This is a genomic window from Streptomyces sp. MB09-02B (genome assembly GCF_033794485.1).
Lineage (GTDB): Bacteria > Actinomycetota > Actinomycetes > Streptomycetales > Streptomycetaceae > Streptomyces.
Map to the genome: position 1 here is coordinate 1 of NZ_JARGEE010000032.1, position 15,151 is coordinate 15,151.

10 protein-coding genes are annotated in these 15,151 nt (G+C 71.4%); 8 read left to right on the forward strand and 2 right to left on the reverse strand.

Going from position 1 to position 15,151, the window contains the following annotated elements; translation table 11 throughout:
• Positions 1 to 369 precede the first annotated feature (369 nt).
• The 3 genes from P1P70_RS07345 to P1P70_RS07355 all read left to right on the forward strand — a co-directional run bounded on the left by P1P70_RS07345 (position 370) and on the right by P1P70_RS07355 (position 4,296).
• Entirely contained in the window at positions 370 to 1,410 is a 1,041-nt protein-coding gene (locus tag P1P70_RS07345) for a LacI family DNA-binding transcriptional regulator (RefSeq protein ID WP_319235592.1), read from the forward strand.
• Positions 1,411 to 1,602: 192 nt separating this feature from the next.
• Entirely contained in the window at positions 1,603 to 3,660 is a 2,058-nt protein-coding gene (locus P1P70_RS07350) for a sulfatase (RefSeq protein WP_319235594.1), read from the forward strand.
• A gap of 228 nt (positions 3,661 to 3,888) precedes the next feature.
• Positions 3,889 to 4,296: a VOC family protein gene (locus P1P70_RS07355; protein ID WP_319235595.1), complete on the forward strand. Its 408-nt coding sequence runs from the start codon at positions 3,889 to 3,891 to the stop codon at positions 4,294 to 4,296.
• Between the two features lie 12 nt (positions 4,297 to 4,308).
• Here P1P70_RS07355 and P1P70_RS07360 read toward each other — a convergent pair whose 3' ends face one another.
• Both P1P70_RS07360 and P1P70_RS07365 read right to left on the reverse strand, forming a co-directional pair.
• Complete coding sequence (locus P1P70_RS07360) at positions 4,309 to 4,995, reverse strand: helix-turn-helix domain-containing protein (RefSeq protein WP_319235596.1); 687 nt, start codon at positions 4,993 to 4,995, stop codon at positions 4,309 to 4,311.
• A 192-nt stretch (positions 4,996 to 5,187) separates the two neighbouring features.
• A complete protein-coding gene (locus P1P70_RS07365; protein ID WP_319235598.1) occupies positions 5,188 to 6,312 on the reverse strand; it encodes a YihY/virulence factor BrkB family protein in 1,125 nt (374 codons plus the stop codon).
• 594 nt (positions 6,313 to 6,906) lie between these two features.
• Here P1P70_RS07365 and P1P70_RS07370 point away from each other — a divergent pair.
• Genes P1P70_RS07370 through sbnA form a run of 5 tightly spaced genes read left to right on the forward strand, consistent with a single transcriptional unit; the run spans position 6,907 to position 15,127 of the window.
• Positions 6,907 to 9,393 (forward strand): Pls/PosA family non-ribosomal peptide synthetase, encoded by a 2,487-nt coding sequence (locus P1P70_RS07370; RefSeq protein WP_319235600.1) that lies wholly within the window; start codon positions 6,907 to 6,909, stop codon positions 9,391 to 9,393.
• A 14-nt stretch (positions 9,394 to 9,407) separates the two neighbouring features.
• Positions 9,408 to 11,903: an amino acid adenylation domain-containing protein gene (locus P1P70_RS07375; RefSeq protein ID WP_319235602.1), complete on the forward strand. Its 2,496-nt coding sequence runs from the start codon at positions 9,408 to 9,410 to the stop codon at positions 11,901 to 11,903.
• On the forward strand, positions 11,900 to 13,030 hold the full coding sequence (locus P1P70_RS07380; RefSeq protein WP_319235603.1) for a TauD/TfdA family dioxygenase: 1,131 nt from the start codon (positions 11,900 to 11,902) through the stop codon (positions 13,028 to 13,030). The genes P1P70_RS07375 and P1P70_RS07380 overlap by 4 nt, the downstream gene beginning before the upstream one ends.
• A complete protein-coding gene (gene sbnB / locus P1P70_RS07385) occupies positions 13,027 to 14,070 on the forward strand; it encodes a 2,3-diaminopropionate biosynthesis protein SbnB (RefSeq protein ID WP_319235604.1) in 1,044 nt (347 codons plus the stop codon). Before P1P70_RS07380 ends, sbnB begins: the two co-directional genes overlap by 4 nt.
• 46 nt (positions 14,071 to 14,116) lie before the next feature.
• Entirely contained in the window at positions 14,117 to 15,127 is a 1,011-nt protein-coding gene (sbnA, locus tag P1P70_RS07390) for a 2,3-diaminopropionate biosynthesis protein SbnA (RefSeq protein WP_319235606.1), read from the forward strand.
• Positions 15,128 to 15,151: the final 24 nt, after the last annotated feature.

The following is a 15,151-nucleotide window of genomic DNA, read 5'->3' on the forward strand; positions in this document are numbered from 1 at the left end:
CGTCTCCCCCGAACTCCGGCCCCCGACCCGACCACCCGAACGTCACAGCCCCGGCACCCACCTGGCCGGGGCCCTTCGGCCGCTCCAGGGGCCGCCCGTCACCCATGCGTTCGGCCCGTCGACCACCCCGGCCCCGCAAATTCCGCTCCCACCTCCCCCTCCTCCCGTGCGCGCCCCGCAGTGCCCGCTTGTTCGAGGTTTCGAAAGTTTTGGTTGAGATGGTCCTCTGAATCCCTGCTTCTTCCCGCCGTGTTGAGTTGGGCTTACCGTAGGAAGCGCTTGCTACGCGGCTCGGGATCCGGCCGTGTGCGGAGCGCTGTTCGATAATTTCACCGGCCCTCGGGACGGGCCCTGAGAGGTGGAGTCGCGATGGTGCGTGGCGGGAGCGCGACGGCCGGGCCGACGCTGGCGGTGGTGGCACGCGAGGCCGGGGTGTCCGTGCCCACGGCCTCGAAGGTGGTCAACGGCCGCGAGGACGTGGCCCCCGAGACCAGGCGCCGGGTCACCGAGGCGTTGGACCGGCTCGGCTATGTCCGCAGACCCCGGTTCGAGGCGTCCAAGCCGCCACGCATGGTCGACCTGGTGGTGCACTCCCTGGAGAGCTCCTGGTCGGGCGCCGTACTGCACGGTGTCGAGCAGGCCGCCCATGACGCCGGTCTGGAGGTCGTCGTCTCGGCCGGCCTGACCCGTACCCGGGGCGCCCGCCCCGAACGCGGCTGGTTCGACAAGCTGACCGCCCGCGGGTCGGCCGGCGTCCTGTTCAACCTGGCCGAACTCTCCCCCGCCCAGTACTCCTGGCTCACCCAGCACCGCATCCCGTTCGTGCTGATCGACCCGGTCCTGGAACCGCCGCCCGGCGTGGTCTCCGTGGGCGCCGCCAACTGGCAGGGCGGGACGACCGCCACCGACCATCTGCTGTCCCTGGGGCACGAGCGGATCGCCGTGATCGCCGGTTACCGGCGCAAGATGTGCAGCAGCGCCCGGGTCGCGGGCTACCGCTCGGCGCTGACAGCCGCGGGCCTCCCGTACCGGCCGGAGTACGTCCGCTACGGCAACTTCATGGAGACCGCCGCCCGGCACCGCATGCTGCAACTGCTCGACCTCCCCGAGCCGCCGACCGCCGTGTTCGTCTGCTCGGACAAGATGGCCCTCGGCGTCTACGAGGCACTGGCCGAGCGGGGGATGCGGGTGCCGGACGACATCAGCGTGGTCGGATTCGACGACCTTCCCGAGGCCCGCTGGGCGACTCCCGGCCTGACCACCGTCCGCCAGCCGCTCTCGGAGATGGCCCAGACCGCGCTACGGCTGCTGGTACGGATGATGGAGGGCGACCAACCGGAGGGCACACGCACCGAGTTGTCGACGCGGCTGGTGGAGCGGGCCAGCACGGGGGCGCCGCGCACGGGCTGAGCAGGTGCGGCGGGGTGCGTCGTGGTTTCGGTGAAGTGGTTGCGGAGGGCCTCGGTTCGGGTGAACGGTGGGCGTCATGGGACCGTACGGGTAGGGATGGCCAATCGGGTGTCCCGGCGGTCCCGCGGCCCCCGGCCCACTCCGCTCCACCAGCACTGAGCTCCACATGCTCCACAGGGAAGGACCTTCGGGTTGTCGCACACACGCTCTCCGCAGCTTCCGGGACCGACTCCGGCGCCGGACGACGACAAGGCCCCGGAGGACGCCGCCCCTCCGAAGCAGGACGCGGTCGCGGAGCCGAACCCGACGGCGGAGGCGCAGGCGGAGACGGCGGAGACGGCGGAGAAACCCCAGGAGGAAACGGCCGACGAGGCCGAGGTCGAGGTCGAGGTCGAGGTCGAGGAACAAGTCGAGCCGGAAGCCGAGGTCGAGTCGGAGAAGCCCGAGGAGGACCACGAGCCCACCCTCCCTGCAGACCGGGCGCACCCCGAGAAGGACCTCCCCGAACCCGAGACGGATGTCCCCACAGCCGAGGCCGACGCACCCGCGCCCCAACCCACACCCGAACCCGCACCCGCCGCATCCCCTTCCCCCGGCTGGCGCGCGCGTCACCCCCGGGCCGCGCGTGGCGTCGCCTGGGCCGTGACGGGGCTGGCCCTCGTGCTCGTCCTGGTCGCGCTCGTCATGCCGAACGACATCATGGAGTTCGACCTCGGCCGGTTCCTGCGGATCCCGGCGGAGGGCATCCTCGTCGCGGGGCTGCTGCTGGTGCTGCCCGCGAGGGCGCGGCGGGTGGCGGTCGTGGTGGTCGGCGTGGTGCTCGGCCTCCTGGTGATCGTCAAGGCGCTGGACATGGGGTCGTACTGGACCCTGGACCGCCCGTTCGACCTGGTGCTGGACTGGATCCTGCTGGACGACGCGCAGTCGTTCATGAAGGACTCGCTCGGTGGGGCGGCCGCCCAGGCCGCGACCGTCGGGGTGATCGCGCTCGCACTGGCGCTGCCCGTGCTGATGACGCTCGCGGTCGTACGACTGAGCAGGCTGATGGTGCGCAACCGGCACACGACGAGCCGTACGCTCCTCGTTCTGGGGACCGCGTGGATCACCTGCTCGACGCTGACGCTGGAGATATCCGACGTCCCGGTGGCCTCGCACAGCGCGGCGACCCTCGTGGAGAACCGGATCAAGGCGGTCGGCGAAGGCCTGAAGGACGGCGAGGCGTTCCGCAAGCAGGCCGCGGTGGACGCCTTCGCCGACGTACCGCCGGACCAGCTGCTGACGGGCCTGCGCGGCAAGGACGTACTGATCACGTTCATCGAGAGTTACGGCCGTTCCGCGATCGACGACCCGCGGATGGGCGAACCGCTCGGTGAGACCCTCGCGCAGAAGACGCAGGAGCTGAAGGACGCCGGTTTCGCCTCGCGGAGCGGCTGGCTGCGCTCCCCCATCACGGGCGCCGGCAGCTGGCTGGGGCACTCCACGTTCCTGTCCGGTCTGTGGATCAAGAACCAGTCCCGGTACAACAACCTCGTCGCGAGCGACCGGCTCACCCTCACCGAGGCGTTTCGCCGCACCGGCGCCTGGCGCACGGTCGGTATCGTGCCAGGCACCCAGAAGACCTGGCCCGAGGGCAAGTACTTCGGGCTTGACCACATCTACGACTCCGACCAACTGGGCTACCAGGGGCCGAAGTTCAGCTGGTCCACCATGCCCGACCAGTACACGCTGAAGGCCTTCCAGGAGCTGGAGCACGGCAGGGAGGACCGGAAGCCGATGATGGCGGAGATCATCCTGACCTCCAGCCACAACCCGTGGGCACCGATCCCGAGCACGATTCCCGAGTCGGAGATCGGGGACGGCTCGGTCTACCACTCCCTCCAGAAGGCCGAGGGCAAGAACCCGACGGAGGTCTGGAAGGATCCGCTGGCCGTCCGGGACGAGTACCGCAAGTCCATCCAGTACTCGGTGACCAGCCTCGTCGACTTCGTCGCGAAGTACGGCTCGAAGGACACGGTGCTGGTCTTCCTCGGCGACCACCAGCCCAACAAGACGGTCACCGGCGACAACCCCAGTCACGACGTGCCGGTGTCGATCGTCGCCCAGGACCCCGAGGTGCTGGACAAGATCTCCGACTGGGGCTGGACGGACGGGCTGAAGCCGGCCGACTCCACTCCGACGTGGCGGATGGACAAGTTCCGCGACCGCTTCATGACGGCGTTCGGACCGCAGCAGGCGGGCGGCACGTCCTGATCGGTGACTCACACGCCCTGATCGCTGCCTCGTACGCCCTGATCGCTGACGCGCCGCACCGCGCCGGTGGGCGGCTTCACCCAGGGCTCAGCCCGAGGCGCCGGCGGATTCGCCATCCTGCCGCACAGATGTTCCACAGGTGAGCCAGAGACTCCGTTCCGTGAGAGCGCTTGCTCCGCTGTCCGATTCCTTCAAGACCGGCCCTCGCCCGTCGCCTACGGTGGCCGCATGACTCCACGACTCGATGCGATCGGGATGGTGGCCTCGGACATGGCCGCCTCCGTCACCTTCTACCGCCGGCTCGGTTTCGCCTTCCCCGAGGGCGCAGAGAACCTGCCGCACGCCGAGGCCGAACTCCCGGGCGGGCTGCGGCTGCTGCTCGACACCGAGGAGACCGTCCGCTCCTTCCACCCGGAGTACCGCCCGGGGACGGGCGGCGGCGCCGGGCTGGCCCTGCTGTGCGACAGTCCGGCCGAAGTCGACGCGGTGTACGAGGAGTTGACCACCGCCGGTTACCACGGTGAACTCAAGCCGTGGGACGCGGTGTGGGGCCAGCGCTACGCCGTGGTCCTCGACCCCGACGGCAACGGCGTCGACCTCTTCGCACCCCTGCCGACGGCCGCAGGCGGCGCGTAGCCCCCGTCGCGGCTACCGCCCGCCGAGCAGTTCGCCGAGTGGCAGCCCCGCCAAGTCCCGTACGTCTCGGGCGAGATGCGCCTGGTCGGCGTACCCGCTCCGGGCCGCCGTCTCGGCGTAGGGAACACCGTCCCGGGCGAGCGCGAGCGCGCGTTGCAGCCGCCGCACCCGGCCCAGTGTCTTCGGACCGTACCCGAACGCGGCGAGCGACTTTCGGTGCAACTGCCGTGCTCCGAGCCCGAGTTCGTCGGCGGTCGCCGCGACCGGCCGGCCCGCGTCGAGGGCGTCCACGACCTGCCGCAGCACCGGGTCGGGCCGCCCGACCTCGGCCGCCCGCTCCAGGACCACCTCTTCGAGGCCGCTCGCCGGATCGGCTGCCGCGTTCACCCGGGCGGTGAGCCGCCGCACCACCGCCGGCGACCACAGCTCGGCCAGCTCCACCCGCCGGTCCCGCAGCTCGTGCGCGGGCACCCCCAGGAAGCCGGGCGCCTGCCCGGGGAAGAACCGCAGCCCTGCCCAACTGCCGGACCGCCCCTCGGTGACGTACGCCGTCGTGTCCGGCCCGGCGACCAGCAGCCGCCCGTCGTGCCACAGCAGATCCATGCACCCGTCGGGCAGGACGCGCCCCACACCCTGCCCGCTCGGACCGTGGGTCCACACCACGGCCCCACCCAGCCGAGAGGCCCTCTCCGCATACACACCGAAAGGCTACGCCCGTGGCCAAGGGGGGTGCCGCGCGACCGGTTGCTGCCGGGTCACCGTCCAGGGACGCGCGGGACAGCAAAAACCTGCCGGCACCCGGCACCCAGCACCCGGCACCCGGCACCCGGCACCCGGCACCCGGCACCCGGCACCCGAACGACGTGCCGCTCGCCGGGCCCCTGTCGCGCCCTATTCCTCCCCCTTCTTCACCGGTGACCGGAGTCTCGACGTGACGTCCTCCGGGGGCAGGAAGCGGGACCAGCGTTCGGGGAACTCGGAGGGCATGTCGGGGTCCTCCGGGTCGTGGGTGCGGGCGGCGGCGGCGCGGGCGACGTACTCGGCGGCCTGTTCCTCGCGGAGGCGCTCGTTGGCGGCGCGGGCGGCGGCCGTGGCGGCGGCGGGCCAGACACGGTCGATCGCGGCGTTGACGGCGGCGCCGACGAGGACGGCGAAGGCGCCCACACCGATCCACAGGAGGACGGCGACGGCGGCCGCCAGGGAGCCGTAGATCGTCGCGCCCTCGACCGTGTTCGTCAGGTAGATGCGGAGCAGGAAGCTGCCCAGCACCCACATGCCGAGGGCGACCAGGGCGCCGGGGACGTCCTCGACCCAGGGGGAACGGACCGGCACCGACACGTGGTAGAGCGTCGTCAGGAACACGATGGACAGGACGATGACGACGGGCCAGTAGAGGACCTGGACGACGGTCGCCGACCACGGGACGATCCGGACCACGGCGTCGGGCCCCGCGACCATCAGCGGCAGGGCGATCGAGCCGATCAGCAGGGCCACGATGAACAGCAGGAACGCCATGAGCCGGGTCTTGACGATGCCGCGGACGCCGTCGAGGCCGTACATGACGGTGATGGTGTCGATGAAGACGTTGACCGCGCGGGAGCCGGACCACAGGGCGAACAGGAAGCCTATGGAGATGACGTCGGGACGACCGCCCTTCATCACGTCGTCCAGGATGGGCTGCGCGATCTGCGCGACGCCCTTCTCGGACAGGACGGTGCGCGACGCCTCCAGGAGGTTGAGCTCCAGGCTGGCGATGGTGTCGGCGCCGGTCCAGTCGTCGACGTAGCCGAGCAGGCCGATCATGCTGAGCAGCAGCGGCGGCACGGAGAGCAGCGTGAAGAACGCCGCCTCGGCCGCGAGGCCCAGGATGCGGTACTCGATGCAGGAGTTGACGGTGTCCTTCAGGAGCAGCCAGGCGGTCCTGCGCTTGGAGACGTCCCGGTAGAGGGCGCGGGCGCGGTGGAGACGCCCATGGGGGCTCTCCGACGGTGGGGGAGACTGACTTGCTGGCTGCACGCCCTAACGGTATCCGCCTGCGCGTGCCGCCCTCACCTCCCGGTGCCGCCTGCCGCGCCAGGGTCCGCGTGCGGCGCACGGTCCCCTCCGGTCGCGTCACGGGGCAGCGAACAAAAGGAAACCCAGCAGAAACCAAAGGTGATTCCGAATCGCTTTTTCTGTCATGAACGTGCTGGCTGAATCAATGAGGGGACGGAAGCGGAAGGAGCGAGCGTGTTTGTACCGGCCTTGTGGAAAGTTCCCCGCTGAAGCGGCATACGGGTCCGGTTCCGACAGGTCGGACGAGATCGAAGAAGCGGCGGGAAAGCGTCAATCACCGGACCTCCCTTGACCCGTTCCCGAATGTACCGAAAGAATCCGGATTGCATTCAGCTGCGCCCCTCTGGACCAGATGCCGGCACAGCACACACCGGGGGATCAGTCAAGGCTCCGACCAGGCCTGATCAGTTCCGCCACAGCCGTCACCGCTTTCCGTTCCCGCAACTCCTCCCCCCTCCTTCTGTCATTCCGCGCGCCGTCCCGTTCACCCCCGGGCGCCTTCCATCGCAATACCTGTCGCGGAGAAATTCAATGACATTGCCAGCGCCACGACCCGTGGTGGAAATACCGGGCGAGGTCCAGGGGGCCGAGCCGGACGCGGCGGAATCGTACACCGCCGTCGAGCGACTCCTCGCCGAAGTGCTGTCCGGAGTCGTACACATCGAACACGTGCCCGCAGAAAGCCATTTCTTCGACGACCTCGGTGCCAACTCACTGACGATGGCGCATTTCTGTGCCCGCGTCAGGAAGCACCCCGATCTGCCGTCGGTGTCCATCCGGGACGTCTACGGTCACCCGACGATCCGCAGCCTGGCCACCGCCCTGACCGAGGCGCCCCCACCACCGGCCGCCCCGCCCGAGCCCGCCGAGACCGTGCCCCCGGGCAGCACGTTCCGCTATGTCCTGTGCGGGGCGCTGCAGTTGCTCCTCTTCGCCGGCTACTGCCTGCTCGCCACCTCCGGATACGTACAGGGGTACGAGTGGGTGGCGGACGCCTCCGGCGTGGTCGAGGTCTACCTGCGCTCGGCCGTCTTCGGCGCGCTGGCCTTCCTCGCCCTGTGCACCCTGCCGGTCGCCGCGAAGTGGCTGCTGATCGGGCGGTGGAAGCCGCGGGAGTTCCCCGTGTGGGGGCCGGCCTACCTGCGGTTCTGGCTCGTCAAGGCCCTGCTGCGCACCAGCCCGATGACCCTGTTCGTCGGCAACCCGCTGTACGTGCTGTACCTGCGGGCCCTCGGCGCCCGCATCGGACCGGGCGTCACGATCCTCAGCCGCACCCTGCCGGTCTGCACCGACCTGCTGACCATCGGCGCGGGCACGGTCATCCGCAAGGACTCCTACTTCCTCTGCTACCGGGCGCGCGCCGGGCACATCCGCACCGGCACCGTCACCCTCGGCCGCGACGCCTTCGTCGGCGAACACACCGTCCTCGACATCGGCACCGCCCTGGGCGACGGCTCCCAGCTCGGCCACTCCTCCGCACTGCGCGCCGGCGAGTCCGTCCCGGCCGGAGAGAGCTGGCACGGCTCACCGGCCTGCCCCACGGAGGTGGACCACATCCGGGTCCCCCCGCTCCCCCGCGGCACGCTGCGCCGGGCCGGATACGGTCTCGCCGCCCTGCTCCAGACCCTGCTGCTGTACGTGCCGCTGGCCATCTGCGGCGCCTATCTGCTGCTCACCGCCGCGCCCGAGCTGGACACCCTGCTCGACCCGGCGTCCCGGCACACCACCTCGGCGCGCTTCTACATCGAGGCGGCGGCCCTGTCGCTCACGCTGTTCGCGGGCTCGATCGTCGTCGGAGCCGTCCTGGCGTTCGCCGTACCGAGGCTGCTGCGGCCGCTGGTGCAGCCCGACCGCGTCTATCCGCTGTACGGCTTCCACTACTCGGTGCACCGCGCGATCGCCCGCCTGACCAACCTCAAGTTCTTCACGTGGCTGTGCGGCGACAGCTCGTACATCGTGCCCTGCCTCAAGGCCCTCGGATACGACCTCTCGCGCGTCGAGCAGACCGGGTCCAACTTCGGCAGCGAGGTGCGGCACGAGACGCCGTACCTGGTGAAGGTCGGCAGCGGCACGATGGTCGCCGACGGCCTCTCGGTCATGAACGCGGACTACTCCGGCACGTCCTTCCGGGTCTCCCGGACGGCGATCGGCGGCCACAACTTCCTCGGAAACGCCATCGCCTACCCCATCGGCGGCCGGACCGGCGAGAACTGCCTGCTGGCCACCAAGGTGCTGGTGCCCCTCGACGGCGAGATCCGCGAAGGCGTCGGGCTGCTCGGCTCACCGCCTTTCGAGATACCCCGCTCGGTCGAGCGCGACAGCCGCTTCGACCATCTGCGCGAGGGCGACGAGCTCCATCGCAGGCTCACCGCGAAGAACCGCTTCAACCTGCGCTCGATGGCACTGTTCCTGTTCCTTCGCTGGCTGCACACCTTCGCGCTCACCGTCCTCGGCTTCGCGGCCTTCGACCTGTACGGCCACGGGCAGGGCATCGGTGGACCGCTCGCGCTCGCCGCGCTGCCCCTGGCGGCACTGGTCTTCAACGCCCTCTACTACGCGCTGGTCGAACGGACCCTGACCGGCTTCCGACCCCTGCGGCCCCGGCTCTGCTCCATCTACGACCCCGTCTTCTGGCGGCAGGAGCGGCTGTGGAAGCTGCCCGACACCCACCTGCAGATCCTCGACGGCACCCCGTACAAGAACCTCGTCTGGCGGCTGCTCGGGGTCCGGATCGGACGCCGGGTCTTCGACGACGGGGCCTACATCACCGAGCGGACGCTGACAGTCGTCGGGGACGACTGCACGCTCGCCGCCGGCAGCAAGATCCAGGCGCATTCGCAGGAGGACGGCACCTTCAAGTCCGACCACGTCACGATCGGCGCCGGCAGCACGCTGGAGGTCCAGGCGTTCGTCCACTACGGCGTGACGCTGGGCGAGGGGGCCGTACTGGCGCCCGACTCCTTCCTGATGAAGGGCGAGGAGGTGCCGCCGCACGCGCGCTGGGGCGGGAACCCGGCGACGGAGACCACCGGAACACGGTAATCGGGGGAAAGAACATGGATCTGTTGGAGTCGGGCGACGCTGCCCGGAAGTACTGGCACGAGGTGCTCACCGCCGGGGGGCGGACCGCGGTACCGCGGTGGAGCGCCGACCCGGCGAAAGGGGCCGCCGCCTACGAAGTCCCCCTTCCCGTAGGGCTGTTGACGGCGGCGGACGGGACGGCCGCACTGCTCGCCGCGCACGCCGGGGTGCTCGCCGCGCTGTCGGGCGAGGCCGAGATCACCACCGGCTGGCGGGAGGACGGCCGGCTGCTGCCCTGCCGGCTCACCGTCGCGCCCGGCGGCACCTGGCGCGTGCTGCTGGAGCGCACCCGCCGGGCCACCGCCGAGCTGCTGACCCACGCCGCCTTCCCGGTGCCCGCTCTGCGGCACGAACTCGGCATCGAGGAACCGCCGTTCGAAACTGTGCTCGACACGAGCGGGGGCGACGGCGATCTCGACGAGGACGTGGTCCTCAGGGTCGGGCTGGTGCACCGGGACGACGGTCCGGCGCTGCGGCTGCGGTACCGCACGGACGTACTCGACGAGGAGGCCGCGGCACGGATCGCCGGGTACCACGTCACCGCCCTCACGCTGCTCGCCACCGAACCCGACGCCGAGCACGGGCGGGGGAGCCTGCTGGCGGACGACGAACTCCGCCTCCAACTGGACGGGTTGGCCGGTCCACGACGCGAACTGCCCGACCGCCGGGTGCACGAGCTGTTCGAGCAACGGGTGGTGGCGCACCCGGACGCGGTCGCCGCCGTCCACGGCGACCGGCGCTGGACCTACCGCGAGCTCAACTCCCGTGCCAACCAGCTCAGTCGGGCCCTGCTGGTGCGAGGCCTCGGGCACGAGGGCGTCGTCGCCGTGGTGACCGAGCGCAACCTGGACTGGATGGCGGCCGTCCTCGCGGTGTTCAAGGCGGGCGGCGCCTACCTGCCCGTCGAGCCGCACTTCCCCGCCGAACGCGTCGCCACCACCCTCGCCCGCGCCGGCTGCGAGCTGGTGCTCACCGAGCGGGGCAGCACCACCACGCTGGACCGGGCGCTGGCCGCCCTGCCCGGGGTGCGGCGGCTGCTGGTCGAGGACGCCTACGACGAGGCCCACCCCGACTCCGACCTCGGCCTGGACATCGGGCCGGACCGGCTGGCGTACATCTACTTCACCTCCGGCTCCACGGGCGAGCCCAAGGGCGCGATGTGCGAGCACACCGGGATGGTCAACCACCTGTACGCCAAGCTCGACGACCTCGGCATCGGCGAGGGGGACGTGGTCGCGCAGACCGCGCCCCAGTGCTTCGACATCTCCCTGTGGCAGTTGCTGGCCGCGCCCCTGGCCGGCGGGCGGACCCTGCTCGTGGAGCAGGAGGTGATCCTGGACGTCGAGCGGTTCGTCGACCGGATCGCACAGGGCCGGGCGAACGTGGTCCAGGTGGTGCCGTCGTACCTCGAGGCGGTCCTCGCCCATCTGGAGCAGCGCCCCCGTGAACTGCCCGACCTGCGCCGCGTGTCGGTCACCGGGGAGGCGCTGAAGAAGGAGCTGGCGCAGCGCTGGTTCGCCACCGAGCCGGGAATCCCGCTGGTCAACGCCTACGGGCTGACCGAGACCTCGGACGACACCAACCACGAGGTGATGGACCGCGCGCCGGAGGGGGACCGGGTGCCGCTGGGCCGTCCCGTCCGGAACGTCCGGGTGTACGTCGTCGACGAGCACCTCGCGCTCGTGCCGCTGGGCGCACCGGGGGAGATCGTCTTCTCCGGGGTGTGCGTGGGGCGCGGGTACGTCAACGATCCGGAGCGCACGGCGCGGGCGTTCACCACCGATCCGTACCGGCCCGGTGAGCGGCTCTACCGCAGCGGGGACCACGGGCGCTGGCGGCCCGACGGCAAGCTGGAGTTCCTGGGCCGCCGGGACACGCAGGTCAAGGTGCGGGGGTTCCGCATCGAGATCGGCGAGGTGGAGAACGCGCTGCTCAAGGTGGCGGGCGTCCGGGACGGCGCGGTGGTGGTCGCCAGGGGCGCGCACCTGGTCGCCTTCCACTCGGGCCGGCCGCTCGCGGGCGAGGAGCTGCGGGACCGGCTGGCGGCGTCGCTGCCGGCGTACATGGTGCCGTCGGTGTTCCACTGGCGGGAGAGCCTGCCGCTGACCGCGAACGGCAAGACCGACCGGCGGACGCTGACCGCGCTGGCCGGGGAACTCGACGCGGTGCGCGGCGAGTCGGGCGAGCCTCCGCTCACCCCGACCGAGGTGCGGCTGGCCGGCGTGTGGACCGAGGTGCTCGGGGTGCCGCGGGACCGGATCGGCCGGCACGACCACTTCTTCGACCGGGGCGGCACCTCGCTGTCGGCGGTGAAGCTGGCGGTCGCCCTGGACCGGGCGGTGTCACCCAGCGACGTGACCGCGCACCCGACCCTGGCCGGGCTGGCCGGGCTGCTCGACACGAGGGCCGGCGCGGCGACCGACGCCGGGACGCCGCGCACGGCCGCCGAGACCGTCGGGAGGTCGTCATGAGCTTTCTGAGCCGTCGACGCGGCGGAGCACGCCGCGGCCGCAAGGACACGGTGCCGACGCCGCCCCCGGCCTCCCTCGCCCTACCGGACATCGAACTGCCGGACATCGAACTGTCCACCGACAAGCCGCCGTTCGTGACGGTCTCCCCCGCCGAACCCGCCGCCCTCTGGGCAGCCGGTCACCGCGGCGCCCTGCGGGCCGCCGTCGCCGAGCACGGTTCGCTGCTCGTGCGCGGTCTCGGGCTGCGCGACGCGGCCGAGATCGGCGCGGTCTTCCACGGGGTGGCCGACACCCTGACGGCCGAGAAGGAGGCGTTCGCGCCGCGCCGGACGTACGCGGACGCGGACGGCGTGTACTCCTCGACGGCCTGGCCGCCCAACCAGCCGATGTGCATGCACCACGAGTCGAGCTACGCGCTGGAATTCCCCGGTCTGCTGCTCTTCGCCTGTCTGGAGGCCGCCGAGCGGGGCGGGTCGACCGGGGTCGCGGACACCGAGGCCGTCCTCGCGTCGCTGCCGCCCGAGGTGACCGAGCGGTTCGAGCGGGAGGGCTGGCTGCTCACCCGGTCGTACAACGACGAGATCGGCGCGTCCGTCGCCGAGGCGTTCGGCACCGCCGACCGGACGGTCGTCGAGGCGTACTGCCGGGCGCACTCCATCGAGTTCGTCTGGCAGCCCGACGGCTCGCTGCGCACCCGGCAGCGGCGGGCCGCCGTGCTCCGGCACCCGGTGACCGGCCGCCGCTGCTGGTTCAACCAGATCGCGTTCCTCAGCGAATGGACCATGGACCCCGAGGTCCGCGAGTACCTGGTGGACATGTACGGGCCCGCCGGGCTGCCCTTCAACACCCGCTACGGCGACGGCGATCCGATCGGCGCCGATGTCGTCGCGACGCTCAACGAGGTCTACGAGAGGCACACCGTCCGCACTCCCTGGCGACCGGGCGACCTGCTGCTCGTCGACAACATCCGCTGCGCCCACAGCCGTGAGCCCTACGAGGGGCCGCGCGAGGTGCTGGTGGGCCTGGCGGACCCGGTGCGGCAGACCGGCCACGACGCACCGGGCCGCCACACGAAGGTCCGCGACACGCACGTCTCCGACGCGAAGGACGAGGTGAGCTTCCCATGACCGAGGTTCCGGGTTTCGCCGTGATCTCCGGCGCCCAGGTGCAGCAGGCCCTGCGGGGCCGGGAACGGGAGATCGTCGAACTGGTCGAGTCCGCCTACCTGCTGCACGGCGACGGGGAGACGGGCGACACGGTCAACCCGCCGTCGTACTTCCTCCGCTTCCCCGACCGACCCTCCTCACGGATCATCGCGCTGCCCGCCTCGCTGGGCGGGAAGTTCCAGGTGGACGGGTTGAAGTGGATCTCCAGCTTTCCGGAGAACACGGCGTCCGGGCTGCCGCGCGCGTCCGCCGTGCTGATCCTCAACGACCACGCCACCGGCTATCCGTTCGCGTGCCTGGAGGCCTCGGTCATCAGCGCGACCCGGACGGCGGCGTCGGCGGCGCTGGCGGCCGACCGGCTGAGCGCCGCGCGTCGGGGGGCGCCGCGCCCGACCCGGGTCGGCTTCCTCGGGACGGGCCTGATCGCCCGGTACGTCCACACCTTCCTCGCGGCGACCGGCTTCGCGTTCGAGGAGGTGGGGGTGCACGACCTGTCCGCCGACAGCGCGACCGGGTTCCGGGGATACCTGGAGCGATCCGACGCGGGCGGGCGCGTGGCCGTGTACGACAGCGCCGAGGACGTGATCCGGGCGAGCGACCTGGTGGTATTCGCGACGATCGCGGGCGAACCGCACGTCCGTGAACCGAAGTGGTTCGCCCACAACCCACTGGTGCTGCACGTGTCGCTGCGCGACCTCGCGCCCGAGGTGCTGCTCGCGTCGGCGAACTTCGTCGACGACGTCGAGCACTGCCTCAAGGCGAACACGTCACCACACCTGACCGAACAGCTCACCGGGGCGCGGGACTTCCTCGACGGAACGCTCCACGACGTCCTCACCGGCCGGGCGACCGTGCCGGCGGACCGTCCGGTGGTCTTCTCGCCGTTCGGCCTCGGGGTCCTGGACCTCGCGGTCGGCGCACATGTCCACGAGCAGGTGGCCCGCTCCGGCGGACTGCGGGTCGTGGACGACTTCTTCCACGAGCTGCGCCGCCACGGCTGACCGCCGGGCGCAGCGAGTACGACAGTGCACAACCAGGGGGGCAGCGGTGCCAGTCATATCCGTTCCCACGGACTTCAACGAGGAGGAGCTGTACGTCGATCTGCGTCAGATCGTCGGACACAGGCTCTTCCTGAAGTGCGAGGGGTTCAACTTCGCCGGCTCGATCAAGCTCAAGGCCGCGTCCGAGATGGTGCGGGCGGCCGAACGGGAGGGGCGTCTCAGGCCGGGCTCGACGCTCGTGGAGTCGTCGTCCGGCAATCTGGGCGTCGCGCTGAGCATGATCGCGGCGAGCCGGGGCTACCGGTTCCTGTGCGTGACCGATTCCCGGTGCAATCCGCAGACCCGGCGCGTGATCGAGGCGCTGGGCAGCCGGGTGCACGTCATCTCCGAGCCGGATCCGCACGGCGGTTTCCTGGGGGCGCGGATCTCGTACGTCCGCGCGCTGTGCGCCACCGACCCGCGGTACGTGTGGCTGGACCAGTACACCAACGAGGCGAACTGGCAGGCGCACTACCGCACCACCGCGCCCGCCGTCGCCCGGCAGTTCCCGCGTCTGGACGTGCTGTTCGTGGGGGTCGGCACCTCCGGGACGCTGATGGGCTGCGCCCAGTGGTTCTGGGAGCGGCGGCGCCGGGTGCGGATCGTCGCCGTGGACAGCGTCGGGTCGGTCGCGTTCGGCGGGGCGCCGGGCCGCCGGATGATCCCGGGGCTCGGCACGAGCGTGACCCCGCCGCTCCTCGACGCGTCCTACGTCGACGACGTCGTCCGGGTGGAGGAGACCGACACCGTACGGGCCTGTCACCGCATGGCCCGCCGGGGCTTCCTCTTCGGGGGCTCCACGGGCACGGTCGTCAGCGGCGCCGCCGAGTGGCTGGCCCGCAACGGCTCGCCCGACACCACGGCGGTGGCGGTCTCCCCCGACCTCGGCGAACGCTACCTCGACACCGTCTACCGGCCGGGCTGGCCGCTGGAGCAGTACGGGGAGGCGGTGCTCGACCCGGAGGAGGAGTTCGGCACGGGAGACCTGGGGACGGGCGAGCTGGCGGCGCCGGTCTGAGTCGGCATCCGCGGTCCGGCGCCG

Bases quoted from the DNA above. Each gene is read 5' to 3' on its own strand.
- P1P70_RS07345 (WP_319235592.1), top strand. From the start codon at position 370: ATGGTGCGTGGCGGGAGCGCGACGGCCGGGCCGACGCTGGCGGTGGTG.
- P1P70_RS07355 (WP_319235595.1), top strand. From the start codon at position 3,889: ATGACTCCACGACTCGATGCGATCGGGATGGTGGCCTCGGACATGGCC.
- P1P70_RS07375 (WP_319235602.1), top strand. From the start codon at position 9,408: ATGGATCTGTTGGAGTCGGGCGACGCTGCCCGGAAGTACTGGCACGAG.
- P1P70_RS07380 (WP_319235603.1), top strand. From the start codon at position 11,900: ATGAGCTTTCTGAGCCGTCGACGCGGCGGAGCACGCCGCGGCCGCAAG.
- sbnB (WP_319235604.1), top strand. From the start codon at position 13,027: ATGACCGAGGTTCCGGGTTTCGCCGTGATCTCCGGCGCCCAGGTGCAG.